The organism is Kribbella sp. NPDC048915 (genome assembly GCF_040649595.1).
Classification (GTDB): domain Bacteria; phylum Actinomycetota; class Actinomycetes; order Propionibacteriales; family Kribbellaceae; genus Kribbella.
In genome coordinates, this window is sequence record NZ_JBEZFT010000117.1 from 1 (window position 1) to 18,714 (window position 18,714).

An 18,714-nucleotide genomic window follows, 5' to 3' on the forward strand; every position below is an offset into this window, starting at 1 on the left:
GTGGGTTCACCCATCGTGTTGTGGGTTCCGTACCCTTCACACGGGTCAGGAACCCACAACACCGTGGGTGAACCCACCGTGCGGGGACGCGGGCGCGCGGGGACGCGGGCGCGCGGGGACGCGGGCGTGCGGGGGACACGGGCGTGCGGGGACGCGCCCTTGAGCAGGAACTGCGCCATGCGCGCGTGCGGGGACGCGCGCGGTCGTCCAGTCCGGGCGCTGACTCGGTCACCCAGACCCACCCACGGATCGGTCACAAGAGCCGGTTATCCGCTCGTGTTGGGGGTTGTCCGCTCGTACACCAACAGAGAACCCCCAACACGAGGGGTTTACCCATCGTGTTGGGGGCCCACTGATCCGCTACGGCCGGAACCCCGGTACGCCGACCCGCGGTACGCCGACCCGCGCCATCCCAGCTCGCCAACCCGCGGCACCCTGCCCGCGATACACCAGGCCCACGGCGCGGGCCCCCGGTACCCCCGGCGCGCAGCGGTGGCCGCCTCAGTCGAGTGGGTCAGTCGAGTGGGGTGGTATTGGCCTTGACTACACGAGTGTGTAGTTGTTTGCTGGTTTGTGTAGGGAGGAGTTGGGATGGAGCGGGCGGTGGAGGATCTGACCGGGCGGGCCCGGATTCGGGATGCGGCGATTCGGTTGTTCGGGGAGCGGGGGATCGACGGGGCCTCGATTCGCGACATCGCGGCGGAGGCGGGGGTGTCGTCGGGGCTGGTGCGGCATCACTTCGGGTCGAAGGAGGCGTTGCGGGCGGCGTGTGATGCGTACGCCAAGGAACGGATGCTGCAGATCGCGGCCGAGTTGACCGAGGGTGGGGATCTGACGGCGCTCGATCCGGTGGCGCTGCATCCGGTGGCGTTTCCGCTGCAGCTGTATCTGGTGCGGTCGATGATGGACGGTTCGGAGACCGCGACGGCGCTGTTCCTCGACGGGGTGGAGATGGTCGAGGACTGGACGAAGACGTACGGGATCGACCCCAAGGACCGGCGTGGGTACGCCGCCGCACTGGCCGCGATCAAGTTGAGCGTGTTCGTGTTCCGCGACCAGGTCTCGAAGGCGCTCGGCGAGGACATCACCACGCCGGCGGGCTACCAGCGGATCGGCCAGGCGCTGATGGAGGTCTTCTCGATCCCGATCTTCCCGCCGGAACACACCACCCCGGACACCACCCCGGACACCACCCCGGACACCACCCCGAACATCCCGCCGAACACCCCGGCCGGCACCCCGCAAGACAGCCCACGAACCACCACCCACAACACCCCGCGAACCACCCGCACCACCCCCAGCACCACCCCGAGCACCACCCCCAGCAGCACCTCGGAAGACAACCCATCAACCACCCCGCGAGGCAGGACTGGCAAAGCCTCGCGGGACACCACTGGCGAGATTTCGCGACAACAGGAGATGTGACGAAGATGCCGGCTGCGATCAGTGCGGAAGGTCTGGTCAAGCGGTTCGGGCGCACCCACGCCCTGGACGGTCTCGACCTCACGGTACGAACCGGTGAGGTGCACGGTTTTCTCGGCCCGAACGGCGCGGGAAAGACCACCACGATCCGGATCCTGCTCGGCCTGACCCGTGCCGACGGGGGCAAGGCGGTCGTGCTGGACGGCGATCCGTGGTCGGACGCGACCGAGTTGCATCGGCGGCTCGCGTATGTGCCGGGCGATGTGACGTTGTGGCCGAATCTGTCCGGCGGTGAGGCGATCGATCTGCTCGGGCGGATGCGCGGTGGCGTGGACAAGAAGCGGAAGGCCGAGCTGCTCGAGCGGTTCGATCTGGATCCGCGGAAGAAGGCACGCGCGTACTCGAAGGGCAACCGGCAGAAGGTCGCGCTGGTCGCCGCGTTCGCGTCAGATGTCGAACTGTTGCTGCTCGACGAGCCGACGTCCGGCCTGGATCCGCTGATGGAGGAGGTGTTCCGCGAGGTCGTGCAGGAGATCAGCGAGCGCGAGGGCCGGACCGTACTGCTGTCCAGCCACATCCTGTCCGAGGTCGAGGCGTTGTGCGACCGCGTGACGATCATCCGGGCCGGGCGCGCTGTGGAGTCCGGGACGTTGCGTGAGCTGCGGCATCTGGCGCGTACGTCGATCCAGGCCGAACTGGCCGGCCCGATGAACGGTCTCGCGCAGCTGAACGGCGTCCACGACCTCAAGGAGATCGACGGCCGCGTCCAGTTCGACGTCGACGCGGACGAGATCAACCCGGTACTGCGCCGGCTCACCGAGATCGGCGTACGCAGCCTCGTCAGCCAGCCGCCCACGCTCGAGGAACTGTTCCTCCGACTGTACGAACGGGAGCCGGCGCAGTCAGGGGCAGCGAAATGACCGGCACCGGCGGACTCGTCCGGCTGATCCTGCGCCGCGACCGCGTCGTCCTGCCGCTGTGGATCCTGCTACTGGCCGGAATCTCGGTCAGTTTCGTCAAGGAGTACGGCGATCTGTTCCCGACGCCGGAGTCGCGGATCAGCTATGCGAGCAACGCCGGCTTCATCACGCTGTACGGCGAACTGTCCGGACCGGGGCTCGGTGAGTTCGTCACCTGGCGACTCGGGTTCGTGCCGGTGATGGTCGGCCTGATCAGTCTGCTGACGGTGATTCGGCACACCCGCGTCGAGGAGGAGACCGGACGCCGTGAGTTGCTCGGGGCAACAGTCGTCGGACGGCATGCGCAGCTGACAGCTGCCCTCGTGACCACGCTCGGCGCGAACCTGGTCCTCGCCGTACTGCTTGCCCTCGGAATGCACAGCCAGGGCCTGCCGTGGTCCGGATCGATCGCACTCGGAGTGCTCTACTCGAGCATCGGCTGGCTGTTCGCGGCGGTCGGCGCGGTCGCGGCGCAGTTGACCGCGAGTGCCGGTACGGCGCGCGGCATCGCGATCGGCGTACTCGGCGGTGCTTATGTACTGCGGGCTGCCGGGGACACCAGTGCGCACACGGACGGGCCGCTCGCGTGGTTGTCGTACCTGTCGCCGATCGCGTGGGCGCAGCGCATCCGCCCGTACGCCGACAACCGCTGGTGGCTGGGCATCGTCATGCTCGCCGCGACCGCCCTACTGATCACGGCGGCCTACCAGCTCGCCGTACGACGGGACGTGGGCGCCGGCCTGCTACCTGATCGGCTCGGGCCGGCCGACGGCACGATGGGGTCGCCGTTCGCGCTGGCGTGGCGGCTGCATCGCGGGCTGCTCGCCGCGTGGACGATCGGGTTCGCGTTGCTCGGCCTGCTGTTCGGCGGGGTCGCCAAGGGGGTCGGCGACATGATGCGTGACGATCCGGGCATCGAGGAGATATTCCAGCGAATGGGTGGCGCGACAGGGTTGATCGACTCGTTCCTGGCCGGTGTGACGATGCTGGTCGGGCTGGTCGCGTCGGCGTACGCCGTCCAGGCCACGTTGCGGATGCGGGTCGAGGAGAGCAGCGGTCGCGTCGAGGCGGTCCTCGCGACCGCGACCAGCCGCTGGCAGTGGGCTGCGAGCCACCTGATCTTCAGTCTGCTCGGACCTGCGGTGGCGCTGCTAGCGGCCGGAATCACCGAGGGGCTCGCGTACGGCGCTGCGGCCGGGGACGTCGGCGGTCAACTGCCGCGACTCGTCGGCGCCGCCCTCGTCCAGCTGCCGGCGGTGTGGGTGCTGGCCTCGATCGCGATCGCTCTCGTCGGGCTCTTCCCGCGCGCGTCGATGGCGTCGTGGGCAGGTCCCGCGGTGTGCATCCTGATCGGCCTGGTGAGTGCCGGCGTACAGACAGCGGCCTGGGTCCGGGACATCTCCCCCTTCACCCACCTGCCGTCGCTGCCGGGCGGCACGACCCATGTCGGCCCGTTGCTCGTGCTGCTGGCGATTGCGGCCGTGGTCTCCGGAGCCGGCCTGGCCGGTCTGCGGCACCGAGATCTCCCGGCCTGACCACAGCGGCTCAGCGACGCGCGTTACGAGACCAGCTGAAGCAATAGGCGCCAAAGGCAGCGATACCGACAGCAAGCACGGTCAGGAGCACCGAACCGGCCGGTTGCTCCTTGATCGTGTGCAGTGCGGTGTCGAGGCCACCGGCCTTCTTCGGGTCGTAGTCGATCGCCGCCCAACCGAACAAGACACCCACCACGACAAAGGCGATCCCCTTGGCCGCGAACCCGACGCGGCCGAGCAGGATCGTCGTGTCCGACACCCCACCCACCAGGTCCTCGGTGAACTTCTTCGTGACGCCCTTGTAGACCTGGTAGCAGCCGACGCCGACAATCACGAGCCCGATGGCCACCACCAGCACTCGTCCGGCGCTCTGCTCCATCAGCCGGGCCGACAGGGTCTGCTGCGACCCAGTGCCCGAGCTGCCGGCACCTGTGGCGACCTTCGCCGCGCTGACGCCCAGTACTAGGTACACCGCGGCCCGGCCAACCGAGGACACCTTCTTCCGCGGCTTCAGGTGACCCCAGACGAGCTCCATGACCTGCCACAGCACCAGCGCGAACAGGCCGATCGCCACGACCCACAACAGCACCCCACCGAGCGGCTTGTCGGCCAGCTCACGCAGAGCGCCTTGCTGCGACGCCTCCAGCGAGGACTTGCCGAACGCCAGTTGCAGGGCGATCCAGGCGACCAGCAGGTGGACGACGCCGTACGCCGCCAGACCGACGGTGATCGACATCTCGTACGGACGGCTGTAGCGAACTTCCTGGGCGGTACTCACACCCGAGAAGTGCCCAGCAAGGAAACAACAGCGGTGATCAGGCCGAGACCGGAGCGGAAGCTTCACGGTCCGCTTCCTCGACGTCACCGTACTCACCCGCACGGTAGGCCCGCCGGCCCAGCACCCAGACGTACGCGATGAACGCCACCTCGGCCAAGATGCCGATCGTCACGCGCACCGCACCGGGCAGGAAAGGGGTGACGAACGCCTCGATCAGTCCGGTGACCAGAAGCACCGCAGCGAGGCCGATCGCCATCCCGACCGTCGCCCGCCCGGTCTGTGCGACCGCCTGCATCCGTGTCCGTGGGCCGGGCGCGATCCAGGACCAGCCGAGCCGCAGTCCGGCCGCGGCCGCGACGAACACCGCAGTGATCTCCAGCAGACCGTGTGGCGCGATCAGACTGAAGAACAGCCCGCCCCGGTCGTTGGCGATCATCAGCCCACCGCTGAGGCCCAGGTTGAGCGCGTTGTCCCACAGCACGAAGGCCGACGGCACCAGCAGGATCCCCAGCGCCAGTACGGCGGCACTAATAGTCGCGTTGTTGATCCACACGCGCAGTGCGAAGTCCTGCGCCGGGTTCTCGGAGTAGTACGCCTCGAAGTCCTCGTCCACGAACTGCTTGATCTGATCCGGCGTACCGAGCGAGTCGAGCACCTCCGGATGCGCGATGACTCGCCACGCGGTCCACGCAGCGACCAGGTAGAAGAGCAGCCCGATCGTGATCCACCAGCGTCTGGAGGCGTAGAGCGCGGCGGGGAAGCTGACCAGGAAGTACTTCGAGATGTCTCGCCAGACCGGTGCCTGCGCACCGGTCACCGCACCGCGGGCGTCCGCGATCAGCCCGGACAGGCGACCGATCGACACCGGGTCCGCTCCGGCCGCTCGCAGCGCGGCCAGGTGGGTGCCGACGCGCTGATAGAGCACGACGAGTTCCTCGGCCTCTGCGCCGGACAGCCGGCGCTGGCGGCGGGTCAGGTAGGCCAGGCGGTCCCACTGCGGCTGGTGCACCGAGACAAATGCCTCTACGTCCACGTCACCCCTCCTCCACCCGACTGGTGGCAGACTAGCCGGACCGAGTGTCTGGGCAGGAGGGGGGCGACGGAGTGTCTCAGCTGGTCACCGGCGAAGCAGTCGTCCTTCAGGTGCGGATCGCCCGGATGCCGACGCGGGCACTCGCCTGCGCGATCGACGTGTTCCTGCAGGTCGTCGTACTGCTCGTTCTGATCGGGTTGCTGGCCGGATTTCTGTTCGGCAGCGACACCAGCGAGGCACTGGCGGTCTCGCTGATCTTCATCGTCGTCCTGCTCGTCGCGGTCGGCTACCGGGTGGTGATGGAGACGCTGACCCGCGGCCGCACGCTCGGCAAGATGGTGCTCGGGCTGAAGGTGGTCCGCGACGACGGGAGCTCGATCCGGTTCCGGCACGCGCTGGTGCGGACGCTGATGTGGTTCTTCGTCGACTTCGCGCCATGGTTCGCCGCCAGCCCGGGCATCGTGGCGAGCCTGATGAACAAGCAGGGCAAGCGGATCGGGGACATGGTGGCCGGGACGGTCGTCATCCGCGAACGCCACCAGCCGATGGCGTCGCCGCCGCTGTTCGTGCCGGGCCACCTGGTGCAGTGGGCGCAGTCGCTCGAGCTGTCGCGGCTGTCGGACGAGCTGGCGAACGCGGCCCGCGACTATCTGGCCCGCTACACCGAACTGCTCCCCGGCGCTCAGCAGGCGCTCGGCGAGGCCCTGGCCGCTCGGGTCGCGTCAGTCATCGCGCCGGCCCCACCGATGCCGATCATCGCGCCCGCCTACCTCTCCGCGGTCCTGGCCGAACGCCGCCGCCGCGAACTGAACCGCCTCGCCACCCAACGCCCCACCCACACCGGCCCCTTCGCACCCCCGCAGTACGCCGCGCCGGCCTCGCCGTACGCCGTGCCGCCCTACTCCCCGCCCGCATCGCCGTACGCCGTGCCACCGGGCCCGTTCGCCCCGCCCAGCCCGTACGGCGCCTTGCCGCCCGCTCCGCCGCCACCAGACCCGTTCGCCCCACCAGGCCCGTTCGCCCCGCCCGTACGGCCACCGACGGTCCCACGTCCAGCAGCCGTCAACGCCCAAGGCTGGGCCGCCCCGGGCAGCAACGAAGCCGGCCACTGGTCCTGAACGCAGAACACCCCCGCCACACCGGGCGGGGGTGTTCTGCGAAGACGAACCTCAGTAGCGGTAGGCCTCGGGCTTGTACGGCCCCTCGACCGGTACGCCGAGGTACGACGCCTGCTCCTTGGTGAGCTCGGTGAGCTTCACACCGAGCGCGTCCAGGTGCAGCCGGGCGACCATCTCGTCGAGGTGCTTCGGCAGCACGTACACGCCGGTCGGGTACTCGGCGGTGCGCACGAACAGCTCGATCTGCGCCAGCACCTGGTTGGTGAACGAGTTCGACATCACGAACGACGGGTGGCCGGTCGCGTTGCCGAGGTTCAGCAGCCGGCCCTCGGACAGCACGATCACCGTGTGGCCGTCGGGGAACCGGAACTCGTCGACCTGCGGCTTGATGTTGATCCGCTCGGCGCGCTTCACCAGACCGGCCATGTCGATCTCGTTGTCGAAGTGGCCGATGTTGCCGACGATCGCCTGATGCTTCATCGCAGCCATGTGGTCGGCGGTGATGACGTCGCGGTTGCCGGTCGCGGTGACGAAGATGTCCGCCTCGCCGACCACGTCGTCCACGGTGCTGACCTGGTAGCCGTCCATCGCCGCCTGCAGCGCGCAGATCGGGTCGACCTCGGTGACGATGACGCGGGCGCCCTGGCCGCGCAGCGACTCCGCACAGCCCTTGCCGACGTCGCCGTACCCGCAGACGACCGCGACCTTGCCGCCGATCAGCACGTCGGTGGCGCGGTTGATGCCGTCGATCAGCGAGTGCCGGCAGCCGTACTTGTTGTCGAACTTCGACTTGGTGACCGAGTCGTTGACGTTGATCGCCGGGAACAGCAGCGCCCCGGCCTTGTGCATCTCGTACAGCCGGTGCACACCGGTGGTGGTCTCCTCGGTGACCCCCTTGATGCCCTGACCGATCGTCGTCCACTTCGACGGCGACTCCGCGAGCGTGCGGGTCAGCAGCTTCAGCACGACGGCGTACTCCTCGGAGTCCGCGGTCGACGGGTCCGGGACGGCGCCGGCCTTCTCGAACTCGGTGCCCTTGTGGACGAGCATCGTGGCGTCGCCACCGTCGTCGAGGATCATGTTCGGACCGTCACCGCCCGGCCAGGTCAGCGCCTGCTCGGTGCACCACCAGTACTCTTCGAGCGTCTCGCCCTTCCAGGCGAACACCGGAACACCGGCGGGGGCGTCGGCCGTCCCGTCGCCGACGACGACCGCGGCGGCGGCGTGGTCCTGGGTGGAGAAGATGTTGCACGACACCCAGCGCACCTCGGCCCCGAGCGCGACCAGCGTCTCGATCAGTACCGCGGTCTGGATCGTCATGTGCAGCGATCCCATGATCCGCGCACCGGCCAGCGGCTTGCTCTCGCCGTACTGCGCGCGCATCGCCATCAGACCGGGCATCTCGTGCTCGGCCAGCCGGATCTCCTTGCGCCCGAACTCGGCCAGGCCGAGATCCGCCACCTTGTAGTCGAACGTCATGCCGCTCCCCTGCGTGAAGACTGGTTGTTGTTGCCTGCCCGAGCCTAGAGGGCCGAGGCACGTGGTTTGATCGCTCGAGGCGCGATTTTGACACCGAAATGTCAAGATTGATGCTATGCGCATCACCGAGGCCGCTCGCCAGCTGGGTACCACTCCGCGCATGCTCCGCTACCGGGAGGCACTCGGGCTGCTGCCACGCACCCGGTCGGAGCACACCGCGCAACGCCAGTACGACGAGCGCGACCTCGCGGCCGTCCGGCTGGCCCTCGATCTCGAACGCCGGTACGACGTGACGCCGGCGGCGCTCGCATTCGCCCTGCGCGCGCTGGCCGAGCCGTCCGTGGCCGCGGACATCCGCAACCTCGGGTACCGCACCGGCCGGCTCAGTGCCCCGCCGACGCAGGCCGAGATCGACCGCGAACGCGCCCTGCGCTGGCTCGGCCGCTCGGGCGTCCTGCCCCCGAAACCGCGCTGAGTGCGAAGCCGCCGGGCCCGGAACCGTGCTGGGCCCGGCGCATCAGTGCGACAGTGCCGCGCGGCTCAGTGCGACGGCGCCTCGCGGCTCAGTGCGACGGTGCCTCGGGGACGGCCGGGCGCTCGTCCGGGACGTACCCCTCCTGGTAAACATCAGGCTCGAGGTAGATGTGCTGACTCATCGGCTCGGCGGCGCGGATCGCCCGCTCGGCCGCGTTGATGATCTCGGCGACGACGGCCGCGTCGGTGGTCGGCTCGACGCCGACCTTCGCGGCGACCAGCACCTCCTCCGGACCGAGGTGCAGGGTCTTGATGTGGATCAGCCGCTGCACGCCGGCGGTGTTCTCGATCGCGGCGACAATCTTGGCCTGCGACTCGCGCGTCGCGGACTCGCCGAGCAGCAGCGACTTCATCTCGATCGCGAGGAAGATCGCCACGCAGACCAGCAGCGCGCCGATCGCCATCGACCCGAGGCCGTCGAACACACCGTTGCCGGTGGCAAGCGTCAGCACGACGCCGATCAGCGCGAGCACCAGACCGGTGAGCGCGGCGAAGTCCTCCAGCAGGATCACCGGCAGCTCTGGCGACCGCGCCTGGCGGACGAACTTCGTCCAGCCGATTTTGCCGCGCAGCTTGTTGGCCTCGACGATCGCGGTCCGGAACGAGAACGACTCCATCAAGATCGCGGCCACCAGCACCGCCACCGGGACCCACTTCCAGTCCTCGATCGGATGCGGGTCGTGGATCTTGTGGTACCCCTCGTACAGCGCGAACAACCCGCCGACGCTGAACAGCACGATCGCGACGATGAACGAATAGACGTACCGCTCCCGGCCGAAGCCGAACTGGTGCAGCTCGTCCGCCTCGCGCTGCGCGCGCTTCCCGCCGACCAGCAGCAGCACCTGGTTGCCCGCGTCGGCGAGCGAGTGGATCGCCTCGGCCAGCATCGACGCCGACTGGGTCAGTGCCCAGGCGCCGAACTTGGTGACCGCGATCCCGGTGTTCGCCAGCAACGCCGCAACAACGGCCTTGGTTCCGCCACCAGCCATGGTTGTTCGAGTCCTCCGGAAAGGTGCGTGGAAGTCGGTTCAGCCCGCGGAGACGACGAACGCCGTCCCGGAACCACGCAGGGTACAGGGTCCCTCGGGTCCTGCGGCGAACGCGGACCGTCCGGCGGACAGCGTCACCGCCGATCCCTTGCCACCGGCATCGACCGTGCCGTCGACACAGCAGACGATCCGCGGCCCGGCCCCGTCCAGGGTCCGCTCGTCGCCATCGAGATCCACCCGGTGAATCACGAAGTACTCACAGCCGGTCTCGTACGTCGTGACGCCGGCACCGACCGTCGTCGCGGTGAGCACGGGGTCGGCCAGCGGCTCGAAGTCCACCACCGAGACCAGCTCCGGTACGTCGACGTACTTGCTCGTCAGCCCGCCGCGCAGAACGTTGTCCGAGTTCGCCATCACCTCGAAGCCGAGGCCGCGCAGGTACGCGTGCACATTGCCGGCCGGCAGGTACACCGCGTCGAACCGCTGCAGCCGCACCCGGTTCAGCAGCAGGGCCGCGAGCACACCGGGGTCGTCCGGGAAGTCCGCGCACAGCTTGGCCAGCGTCTCGCGCTCGAGTGCGAACGCGTGGCCGGTGTACTGCGCGACGGCCTCGCCGAGCGCCGCGACCAGCGGACGGATCGCGTCCCGGTCGGTACTCATGAAGCCGGTGAACGCGTCCTGCAGTTTGCCGTTGCGGAGCAGGTCGGTGAGCTCGTCGAGGCCGACCGGGGCCAGCTCGTCCAGCAACGCGACCGTCTGCTCCAGCGGGCGGAAGCCCACCAGCGCGTCGAACGGCTCGAGCGCGATCAGGATCTCGGGCTTCGGCCAGGAATCCTTGTAGTTGCGGTCCGCGGCGTCGCGGGGGATCCCGGCCGCCTCGTCCCGCCGGTACCCGTCGATCGCCTGCTCCCGGGACGGGTGCGCCTGGATCGACAGCGGCTGCGCGGCGGCGAGCAGCTTCGCGAGGAACGGGAACCGGCCGTCGAACCGCTCGGCCGTCTCCTCCCCCAGCACCGCGGCCGGGTCCGCGGAGACCACGTCGTACAAGGTGTTGCCGTCCGGCAGCACCGACGGCGCCGACTCGTGCGCGCCCATCCACAGCTCGGCCTGCGGCTCGCCGCTCGGCTCCACCCCGAGCAGTGCGGGCAGAGCGGTCGGCGAGCCCCACGCGTAGTCGCGGACGGTGTTCTGCAGCGGAACTACCACGCTGGATCCTCCGAAGGATTGCCGGATCCGACCGGGTCGTCGACGGTCGCCATGCCGTACCGACCGAGGCCGATACCGAGGTACGCCGCGGCGTAGCGGCCCTGCTGGGTCAGCGCGGCGTAGCGCGCCACGTCCGTGCCTTCGGCCTGCCGGATGATGTGCACGCGAACGTCGTGCGCCTCGGCCTTGGACTCCAGCTTCTGGCGCTGCTCGGCGACCCCGGCCTCGTCGACGCCGTCGTCCAGGATGATCAGCGCCGGCCGCAGCTCCTCCGGCTTGTCGAAGGGATCCGCGAACAGGTCCCGCGGCGGCTGGTTGAGCACCGGCAGCAGGTGACCCGCGTCGGCAGCCAGCGCCGGCCGTCCACTGGCCAGCCGCAGCGCCTCGACCACGCGGCGCGCAGCCCGCGCGGCCAGGACCGAGCCACCCCAGACCAGCGGCAACGCGTCCGCCAGCACCAGTGCGAGCTCCTTGGCCGGGTTCGACGCGACGTCGTTGTTGGGTGAGCACTGGATCGCCACGTCGTCCAGCAGGGCAGCGACGGCCTTGTGGTCGACCTCCGGCCCCAGCTCCATCTGGTGCAGAGCCTGGAGTACGGCGACCGCTGCGGCCAACTGGTCGTCCGACTGGGACGGCAGGCGGATCGCATGCCGCAGACCGGCCGAGGCGATCGCGACCGGCGAGTCCTCCGGCGCGGCCACCATCAGCCCGCACCCACGCCGTACCGCCTCGGCGGCCGCAGAGACGGCTTCGGTGTCTTCGGCGGCGCCACCGAGGACGACCACCAGGTCCAGAGGACCGGCCCAGCCGGGCAGCCCCGGGCCGGGCCAGGCCAGGAACGGCACCGGGCAGACCGGCTCCAGCACGGCGCGCACCAGCCGGGCGTCACGGCCGGCGGCCACCACGGCCCGCGGCCGGAAACCGTCGGACTCCAGCTTGGACAGCGCCTCCTCGGAGGCCTCCAGCTCGGCACGGACTCGAGCACCGGCCATCGCCAGCCGCCGCAGCAGGTGATCCGCCGCCTCGAGGGCGGCCGGATCGTCCAGCCGCGTGTCGTCGAAGAAACTCATCTCAGTTGCTCGCGGATTCGGTCTCCGCGCGCGTGTCCCGCGCCTCGTCGATCAGCAGCACCGGGATGTCGTCACGCACCGGGTACGCCAGCGCGCAGGAGGCGTTGGTGCAGACCAACTCGTCGGCCTCGTCGTCCACCCGGAACTCGGAGCGGCACTTCGGGCAGACCAGGATGCTCAGCAGGTCCGGGTCCAGATTGACTGCCATTCAGTTCTCCTTCGCCGCGGCGCCGGTGATCAGCGCCAGTACCTCGTCACGGACGCGTTCCAGCTCCGGCCGGTCCGCGGCCTCGACGTTCAGCCGGAGCAACGGCTCCGTGTTCGACGCACGGACGTTGAACCACCACTGTCCCGCCGACACCGTCAACCCGTCCAGATGGTCGATCGTCACGCCGTCGACGCCAGAATAGGTGTCCTCGATCGCCGCGACGGTCTCCGCCACGGCGCCGGCGCCGTCGACCCGCGTGTTGATCTCGCCGGACGCGACGTACCGCTCGTACTCCGCGAACAGCTCGCTGGCCGGCCGGTCCTGCTCGCCCAGCGCGGCCAGCACGTGCAGCGCGGCCAGCATGCCGGTGTCGGCACGCCAGAAGTCGCGGAAGTAGTAGTGCGCGGAGTGCTCGCCGCCGAACACCGCGTCGGTCTCGGCCATCCGCTGCTTGATGTAGGAGTGCCCGACCCGCGAGCGCACCGGCGTACCGCCGTGCTCGGTGATCAGCTCCGGGACCGCCTTGGAGGTGATCAGGTTGTGGATGACGGCCGAGCCGGGGTGCTTGGCGAGCTCGCGGACCGCGACGGCACCGGTGATGGCGCTCGGCGAGATCGGGTCGCCCTTCTCGTCCACGACGAAGCAGCGGTCGGCGTCGCCGTCGAACGCCAGTCCGAGGTCGGCGCCGGTCTCGCGGACCTTCGCCTGCAGGTCGACCAGATTCTTCGGGTCGAGCGGGTTGGCCTCGTGGTTCGGGAAGTTGCCGTCGAGTTCGAAGTACAGCGGCAGGATCGTCACCGGGCCTTCGGCGAACACGGCCGGCACGGTGTGCCCGCCCATGCCGTTACCGGCGTCGACGACCACGGTGAGCGGGCGGATGCCGCTCAGGTCGACCAGGTGGTGCAGGTGGTCGGCGTACGCGGTGAGCAGGTCCTTCCGGGTGATGTGGCCCGGTGTCGCACCGGTCGCCGCGGGCTCGGTCAGTGCCTTCGCGACCAGGTCGGCGATGTCGCGCAGCCCGGAGTCCGTGCCGACCGGGGCGGCACCCGCGCGGCACATCTTGATGCCGTTGTACTGCGCCGGGTTGTGGCTGGCGGTGAACATCGCACCGGGCAGATCGAGTCGGCCGGACGCGAAGTACAGCTGGTCGGTGGACGCCAGGCCGATGTCGATGACGTCGGCGCCGGTGCTCGCCACGCCCTCGGCGAACGCGGCCGCGAGCGCCGGGCTGGACGGGCGCATGTCGTACCCGATCACGACCGCGCCGGGGCCGCCGAGCACGTCCAGGACCTCGACGAACGCCGCACCGGTGGCACGCGCCACCGACTCGTCCAGCTGCTCCGGCACCACACCCCGAACGTCATAAGCCTTGAAGATCCCCGCAACATCAACCATGCAGTGGACCCTATCCGGCAACCCTCCGAACGCAACGACTGGGCATCGGTGCCTGCTGTGGTCTACACCAGTGGACCCTTCGTTCCGTATGTTCTGCCTGATCACCGTGGGCGGGTGACCGGCAGCTGGGGGGTGGCCATCGATGTTCCTTCGGCAGGCTCTGCGGTACCGCTGGGGCCAGGCCGCGGTGCTGGCCGGGGTCAGCGCGCTGATCGGCACCTGCGCGGCGTTCGCGCCCTGGTTCGCCCGGGCGGTCCAGCAGACGGTCACGACCGAGACGCTCCAGCGGCAGTGGACCGCAGCGACCTGGCAGCTCGCCGCCGACCCGCCGACGGCTGTCAACGGGCCGGCCGAGCCGGATCCGCCGGACTCCTTGGACCAGCTCGTTCCCGGCGACCTGCTGCCGCTGTTCAGCCCGCCGGTGCACGGGCGGACCGTCGGTGTCGTCTGGGGCGTCGGCACGCAGCGGCCGGCGGTCGAAGGGCGGCTGGTGTGGCGCGGCGACTACTGCGCCCATGTCGTCCTGACCGCCGGCCGGTGTCCCAACGCTCCCGGTGAGGTCCTCGCGTCGACCGCCGACGCGCAGACGTTCGGGACGAAGGTCGGCGCGACCCTGCGGGCGGTCACCACGCGCTGGCCCGAGGGCGGCGGACTGCGTGTGGTCGGTCTGTACCGCGCCGACGACACAGCCGCCCACTGGTTCGGCCGCGGACCGACCGGTCACTCGCGCCCGGCCAGTGACAGTCGGCCAGGGCTGGCCGACCACCTGCTCGCGGAGCCGAGCACGTTCGCCCTCGGCCCGTGGGGCTACCAGGCGACGATGGACACCCGTCCGCTGCCGGGTGTCGCGCGGGCCGCCGACCTGGACCGGATCCGGCAGGCGACCGACCAGCTCGAAGGCCGGATCGCCGAACTCGGCCTCAACGCCCGGAACAACTCCGGGCTGATCGACGTCGTCGACGGGATCCGGGCCGAACAGCGGCAGGCCGTCACGATCATCCCGCTGGTGATGGTCCAGGTGGCGCTGTTCGGCGTCGTCGTCCTGGTGCTCGCCCTCGCCACGGTCGTCGACCAGCGGCGGTCCGAGCTCGCGGTCGCACGGCTGCGCGGGTCGGGCGCCGGCGCGGTCGGGAGGGCGCTCGCCACCGAGCTGAGCGTGCCCGTGCTGGGCGGGATCGTGCTCGGCGCACCGGTCGGTTTCGCCCTCCTGCTCGTCGTCCGAGCGGCCTGGCTCGAGGGCACCGCACCACTGGAGTTGCCGTGGACCGTGCCGGCCGCCGTTGCCGCAGCGGCGCTCGTCGGCCTGGGTGCCGTCGTGTTGTCGGTCCGTACCGTCGTCCGCCGGCCAATCGCCGGCCTGCTCCGCCGGATCGCCCCGCGCGGCCATCGGCGCACCATCGGCGTCGTCGATCTGACCGTCATCGTGCTCGCCTCAGCAGGCCTGGTCACCGGTCTGACCGGTGGCGGACGCGGTCCGCTCCCGATCCTCACGCCGACGCTGCTCGCGCTGGCGACAGGCCTCGCCTTCGCGCACCTGCTGCTGCCGACCGCCGGACTGGTCAGCCGTCGTGCCCTGCGCAAGGGCCGTCTCGGACTCGCGCTCGGCGCGCTGCAGATCGCCCGGCGCCCGACCATGACCCGGCTGGTCGCCGTGGTCGCGGTCGCGACCGGCCTGGCGACCTTCGCCGGTCAGGCGGCGTCGGTCGCCGATCGCAACCGGATCACCCGCGCCGGGTACGAGACCGGCGCGGCGGCCGTCCTGGCCGTCGACACCACCGGGCTGGGCACCTTCACGGCGGCGATCGACAAGGTCGACCCGGACCGGAAGTGGCTGACGCCTGTTGTCCGCACGCAGCCGCCCTCGGCGGAGAACCTGCGCGCAGTCCTGATCGAACCCGACAGCTATCGGCGGATCGCCTTCCGCGGCGACCGCATCACCGATGCCGAAGGCTTCGGCAAGCTTCGGGCCCCCACGGAACCAGGGCCGATCGAGCTGAACGGCGGCCGGCTGACGGCGACCCTCGACGTCGGCGCGGTGAAGGCGTCCGCACCGCCGCCCATCGACGGCATCCCGGTGCCACCGTCGAACCTGGCGGCGGCTTCGGTGATCCTGGAGGCGACCGTCGTCAACCAAACCACCGGGACCAGGTACGTCGTTCGCCTCCCACCGGTCCCGGTGACGCGCAACGGCCCGGTCGCCGTGAGTACGGCGATGAGCTGCCGGCCGTCCTGTCAGCTGATCAGGCTCGGGGTGGCCCGCGAGGTCGGTGACGCCGTGACCGCCGAAGGTCCGGTCGTGATCACCCAGCTGGCCACCGACACCCAGCCGAGCGTTGCTCTGGGTCGTGCGCAGGACTGGACGACCGGCGCCTTGGACAGCGGTCAGGGCAGCATCAAGGCCGCGGACCGCCCGGACGGGCTGACGCTGCAGATCAACAGCCTCGGCAGCGAGCTGAGCCTGCAGCACGCCGCGATTCCTTCGCCGGCGCCGGCGCTGATCAGCCGCGGCTTCACGGTGAGCGACGTCCAGAGCGTGCCCGGGTTCGACGGGCGGTCGATCCCGGTCAGCAAACTCGACGACCTGCAGATCCCGATGCCGCGGTACACCGAGCGGGTCGCCGTCCTCGACCTGGAAACCGCCCGGCGGCTCGGCGGCCACGTCGACAACGCGATCGCCGATCTGGAGCTCTGGCTGAACGCCGACGGACTCGCGAACGTCGACACGCTGATCAGCGGTCTGACCGAGGCCGGGCTCGCCCCGGTCCTTGTCGATCGGCAGTCCGACCACATCGCGTCGTACGGGCGCTCAGCCAGCGCGCTGGCGCTCCAGCTCACACCGATCGTCGGACTGGCCAGTTGGGCGCTCGCGGTCGTCGTACTGCTGCTGATGGGTACGAGCAGCTGGCGTTCACGCGCGCAGGACTACGCGAGTCTGCGGATCAACGGCGTACCGGAGAAGACGACCGGTGGGGCGGCTCGGTGGGAGCACAGCGGCCCGGTGGCGCTCGCGGCGCTGCTCGGGGCTGCCTGCGGTGTCGTCGGCGCCCATATCGCGCTGCCGATGTTCCCGCTGTTCGCCGATACCTCGGAGCCGTCGCCGTACCCGCTCGAGCTGGCGATCAACTGGCCGTGGGCGGTCATCCTCTGGCTGGCCGGCACGCTGGTGCTCACCGCAACCACGCTGGCCCTCGGTGCGAGTGTGAATCGGCGGTCGGGTTACAGCCGGATCCGGGAGGACCTGTCGTGAGCGGACTGGCGATCAGCACCAGCGGACTGGTGCACATCTACCGCAGCCAAGGACATGACGTCGCAGCGCTGTCCGGTATCGGCATCACGGTCGGACCGGGTGAGATCGTCGGCCTGCTGGGCCCGTCCGGTGCGGGCAAGTCGACGCTGCTGCAGCTGTGCGGCGGGCTGCTGACACCGAGTGCCGGACGGCTGCAGGTCGGCGAGCACAACCTGACCACGATGACCGACGCCGAGCTCGACCGGATGCGCGCGCAGGACGTCGGCATCGTGCTGCAGGGCGCCGCACGCAACCTCGTGCCGTACCTGACGCCGGTGGACAACGTCCGGTACGCCCAGCAGGCCGCGTCCGGCTCGCTGCCCGCTCCTGAGGACGTACTCGACCTCGTCGGCCTGGCCGACCACGCCCGGACGCCGTTGCCCGCGCTGACACCCGGCCAGATCCAGCTGTGCGCGGTGGCCGTCGGCATCGCGACGTACCCCGGGCTGCTGCTGGCAGACGAGCCCACGAGTCAGCTCGATCATCGGGCCCGCGACGAGGTCCTGGCGGCGATCGAGATCGTCAACGCGCAGACCGGCATGACAGTGCTGCTGGTCACTCACGACCCCGAAGTCGCGGCGATGCTGCCCCGCACCGTCACCATTCGCGACGGGCGGATCGCGTCCGAGGGGCGCAGCGGCGAGGAGTTCGCCGTGGTCGCCACGGACGGCTCGCTGCCGCTGCCGCCCCACGTGGCCCAGCTGCTGTCGCCCGGCACGCTGCTGCGCGTCACCACGACCGACGACGGCGACGTACGGCTGCACCCGGTCCGGCAGGAGGACGAGCAGGCATGATCACGGTCACCGATCTCACCGTGGCGTACGGCGACCTGGTCGCGGTCGCGGAGGTGTCACTGCAGGTGCCGCGCGGGTCGATCCTCGCGGTCAGCGGACCGTCCGGCGCCGGCAAGAGCTCGCTGCTCTGGGCGATCGCCGGCGCGGTGCGGGCGCGATCCGGACAGGTGGAGGTGGACGGCCTGGCGATCGCCGACCGGCAGGCGGCCGCCGCGCACGGCGTCGTACTGATTCCACAAGGCAACGGCCTGGCCCGGGTCCTGACGGCCCGCGAGAACCTGGCCCTCCCGCTGCTCGCCAAGCGCACCGAACCGGACGTCGCCGAGAAGTACGTCGACCAGGCGCTGGCCGATGTCGGACTCCAGGACAGCGGCGACCACCTGGTCGAGGAACTGTCCGGCGGCGAACAACAACGCGTCGCCGTCGCCCGCGGGATCGCCCAGCAAGGCCGCGTGGTCCTCGCCGACGAATCCACCAGCGAACTCGACAGCACCAACCGCGAACGCGTCCTCGACCTGCTCCGCCGCGAAGCCGACCGCGGCGCGGCGGTCGTCATCGCCACCCACGATCCCACCGTCGCCGCGGCCGCACACGCCCACGCAACGATGAACGAAGGCCACCTCACCTGGCAACGCCCGTACTGACCCCGTCGAGCCTTACACGAGCCCTTGCACCGCGTCGCACCGAGCCGGTGCCGTACTCCCTCACTTCCGCGAGCCCGCGCCGCGCACCGCCCCCGGACCCCTCACGCAGAAATTCTCCTAGATGATTGATGCACGGCCTGGTCTGGATTCGGTCGTAGCCGCGGATGGAGCCGAGGACGCTCGGGCGTGTGGCGTGTGGCGCGTGTCAGGTCGACAGGAGGTCTCCCGTGCCAGGGGCCACAGCTGAGCGTGAATCAGACACCG

General features: G+C 70.2%; 16 protein-coding genes. 8 read left to right on the forward strand and 8 right to left on the reverse strand.

What is annotated here, in order from left to right; translation table 11 throughout:
- Positions 1-591: 591 nt before the first annotated feature.
- Genes AB0B82_RS33500 through AB0B82_RS33510 form a run of 3 tightly spaced genes read left to right on the forward strand, consistent with a single transcriptional unit; the run spans position 592 to position 3,916 of the window.
- Positions 592-1,425, forward strand: a complete 834-nt coding sequence (locus tag AB0B82_RS33500) for a helix-turn-helix domain-containing protein (protein ID WP_360177933.1) — start codon at positions 592-594, stop codon at positions 1,423-1,425.
- Between the two features lie 5 nt (positions 1,426-1,430).
- Entirely contained in the window at positions 1,431-2,342 is a 912-nt protein-coding gene (locus AB0B82_RS33505) for an ABC transporter ATP-binding protein (protein WP_360177936.1), read from the forward strand.
- Positions 2,339-3,916, forward strand: a complete 1,578-nt coding sequence (locus tag AB0B82_RS33510; RefSeq protein ID WP_360177939.1) for an ABC transporter permease — start codon at positions 2,339-2,341, stop codon at positions 3,914-3,916. The genes AB0B82_RS33505 and AB0B82_RS33510 overlap by 4 nt, the downstream gene beginning before the upstream one ends.
- A 10-nt stretch (positions 3,917-3,926) precedes the next feature.
- On the opposite strand, the gene AB0B82_RS33515 is transcribed toward AB0B82_RS33510, so the two are convergent.
- Entirely contained in the window at positions 3,927-4,694 is a 768-nt protein-coding gene (locus AB0B82_RS33515) for a DUF1206 domain-containing protein (protein WP_360177942.1), read from the reverse strand.
- Positions 4,695-4,731: 37 nt separating this feature from the next.
- Complete coding sequence (locus AB0B82_RS33520) at positions 4,732-5,727, reverse strand: stage II sporulation protein M (RefSeq protein ID WP_360177945.1); 996 nt, start codon at positions 5,725-5,727, stop codon at positions 4,732-4,734.
- Positions 5,728-5,798: 71 nt separating this feature from the next.
- Here AB0B82_RS33520 and AB0B82_RS33525 point away from each other — a divergent pair, with 71 nt between their 5' ends.
- Positions 5,799-6,845, forward strand: a complete 1,047-nt coding sequence (locus AB0B82_RS33525) for an RDD family protein (RefSeq protein WP_360177948.1) — start codon at positions 5,799-5,801, stop codon at positions 6,843-6,845.
- A gap of 51 nt (positions 6,846-6,896) precedes the next feature.
- On the opposite strand, the gene ahcY is transcribed toward AB0B82_RS33525, so the two are convergent.
- Positions 6,897-8,324, reverse strand: coding sequence for an adenosylhomocysteinase (gene ahcY / locus AB0B82_RS33530; protein WP_360177951.1), 1,428 nt, complete (start codon positions 8,322-8,324; stop codon positions 6,897-6,899).
- A gap of 115 nt (positions 8,325-8,439) precedes the next feature.
- Here ahcY and AB0B82_RS33535 point away from each other — a divergent pair, with 115 nt between their 5' ends.
- Positions 8,440-8,799 carry a MerR family transcriptional regulator gene (locus AB0B82_RS33535; protein WP_360177954.1) on the forward strand — a complete coding sequence of 120 codons (360 nt, stop codon included), beginning with the start codon at positions 8,440-8,442 and terminating at the stop codon, positions 8,797-8,799.
- Between the two features lie 88 nt (positions 8,800-8,887).
- Here AB0B82_RS33535 and AB0B82_RS33540 read toward each other — a convergent pair whose 3' ends face one another.
- The 5 genes from AB0B82_RS33540 to AB0B82_RS33560 are packed head-to-tail and all read right to left on the reverse strand — an operon-like array spanning position 8,888 to position 13,726.
- A complete protein-coding gene (locus AB0B82_RS33540) occupies positions 8,888-9,847 on the reverse strand; it encodes a cation diffusion facilitator family transporter (RefSeq protein ID WP_360177957.1) in 960 nt (319 codons plus the stop codon).
- Positions 9,848-9,886: 39 nt separating this feature from the next.
- Positions 9,887-11,053 (reverse strand): mannose-6-phosphate isomerase, class I, encoded by a 1,167-nt coding sequence (gene manA / locus AB0B82_RS33545; protein WP_360177960.1) that lies wholly within the window; start codon positions 11,051-11,053, stop codon positions 9,887-9,889.
- Positions 11,047-12,123 carry an SIS domain-containing protein gene (locus tag AB0B82_RS33550; RefSeq protein WP_360177963.1) on the reverse strand — a complete coding sequence of 359 codons (1,077 nt, stop codon included), beginning with the start codon at positions 12,121-12,123 and terminating at the stop codon, positions 11,047-11,049. Before AB0B82_RS33550 ends, manA begins: the two co-directional genes overlap by 7 nt.
- A gap of 1 nt (position 12,124) precedes the next feature.
- The gene (locus AB0B82_RS33555; RefSeq protein WP_360177966.1) at positions 12,125-12,331 is read right to left on the reverse strand and encodes a Trm112 family protein; all 207 of its coding nucleotides are present in this window, start codon (positions 12,329-12,331) and stop codon (positions 12,125-12,127) included.
- On the reverse strand, positions 12,332-13,726 hold the full coding sequence (locus AB0B82_RS33560) for a phosphomannomutase/phosphoglucomutase (RefSeq protein WP_360177968.1): 1,395 nt from the start codon (positions 13,724-13,726) through the stop codon (positions 12,332-12,334).
- 142 nt (positions 13,727-13,868) lie between these two features.
- On the opposite strand from AB0B82_RS33560, the gene AB0B82_RS33565 reads away from it, so the two are divergent.
- Genes AB0B82_RS33565 through AB0B82_RS33575 form a run of 3 tightly spaced genes read left to right on the forward strand, consistent with a single transcriptional unit; the run spans position 13,869 to position 18,450 of the window.
- A complete protein-coding gene (locus AB0B82_RS33565) occupies positions 13,869-16,973 on the forward strand; it encodes an FtsX-like permease family protein (RefSeq protein WP_360177971.1) in 3,105 nt (1,034 codons plus the stop codon).
- Positions 16,970-17,806, forward strand: coding sequence for an ATP-binding cassette domain-containing protein (locus AB0B82_RS33570; RefSeq protein WP_360177974.1), 837 nt, complete (start codon positions 16,970-16,972; stop codon positions 17,804-17,806). The genes AB0B82_RS33565 and AB0B82_RS33570 overlap by 4 nt, the downstream gene beginning before the upstream one ends.
- Positions 17,803-18,450, forward strand: a complete 648-nt coding sequence (locus AB0B82_RS33575; RefSeq protein WP_360177977.1) for an ATP-binding cassette domain-containing protein — start codon at positions 17,803-17,805, stop codon at positions 18,448-18,450. Before AB0B82_RS33570 ends, AB0B82_RS33575 begins: the two co-directional genes overlap by 4 nt.
- The last annotated feature ends 264 nt before the right edge of the window (positions 18,451-18,714 follow it).

What these genes read in the sequence shown, in the direction of transcription:
- AB0B82_RS33500 (WP_360177933.1), top strand. Translation starts at nt 592, where the DNA reads ATGGAGCGGGCGGTGGAGGATCTGACCGGGCGGGCCCGGATTCGGGAT.
- AB0B82_RS33505 (WP_360177936.1), top strand. Translation starts at nt 1,431, where the DNA reads ATGCCGGCTGCGATCAGTGCGGAAGGTCTGGTCAAGCGGTTCGGGCGC.
- AB0B82_RS33510 (WP_360177939.1), top strand. Translation starts at nt 2,339, where the DNA reads ATGACCGGCACCGGCGGACTCGTCCGGCTGATCCTGCGCCGCGACCGC.
- ahcY (WP_360177951.1), bottom strand. Translation starts at nt 8,324, where the DNA reads ATGACGTTCGACTACAAGGTGGCGGATCTCGGCCTGGCCGAGTTCGGG.
- AB0B82_RS33535 (WP_360177954.1), top strand. Translation starts at nt 8,440, where the DNA reads ATGCGCATCACCGAGGCCGCTCGCCAGCTGGGTACCACTCCGCGCATG.
- AB0B82_RS33540 (WP_360177957.1), bottom strand. Translation starts at nt 9,847, where the DNA reads ATGGCTGGTGGCGGAACCAAGGCCGTTGTTGCGGCGTTGCTGGCGAAC.
- AB0B82_RS33550 (WP_360177963.1), bottom strand. Translation starts at nt 12,123, where the DNA reads ATGAGTTTCTTCGACGACACGCGGCTGGACGATCCGGCCGCCCTCGAG.
- AB0B82_RS33555 (WP_360177966.1), bottom strand. Translation starts at nt 12,331, where the DNA reads ATGGCAGTCAATCTGGACCCGGACCTGCTGAGCATCCTGGTCTGCCCG.
- AB0B82_RS33560 (WP_360177968.1), bottom strand. Translation starts at nt 13,726, where the DNA reads ATGGTTGATGTTGCGGGGATCTTCAAGGCTTATGACGTTCGGGGTGTG.
- AB0B82_RS33565 (WP_360177971.1), top strand. Translation starts at nt 13,869, where the DNA reads ATGTTCCTTCGGCAGGCTCTGCGGTACCGCTGGGGCCAGGCCGCGGTG.
- AB0B82_RS33575 (WP_360177977.1), top strand. Translation starts at nt 17,803, where the DNA reads ATGATCACGGTCACCGATCTCACCGTGGCGTACGGCGACCTGGTCGCG.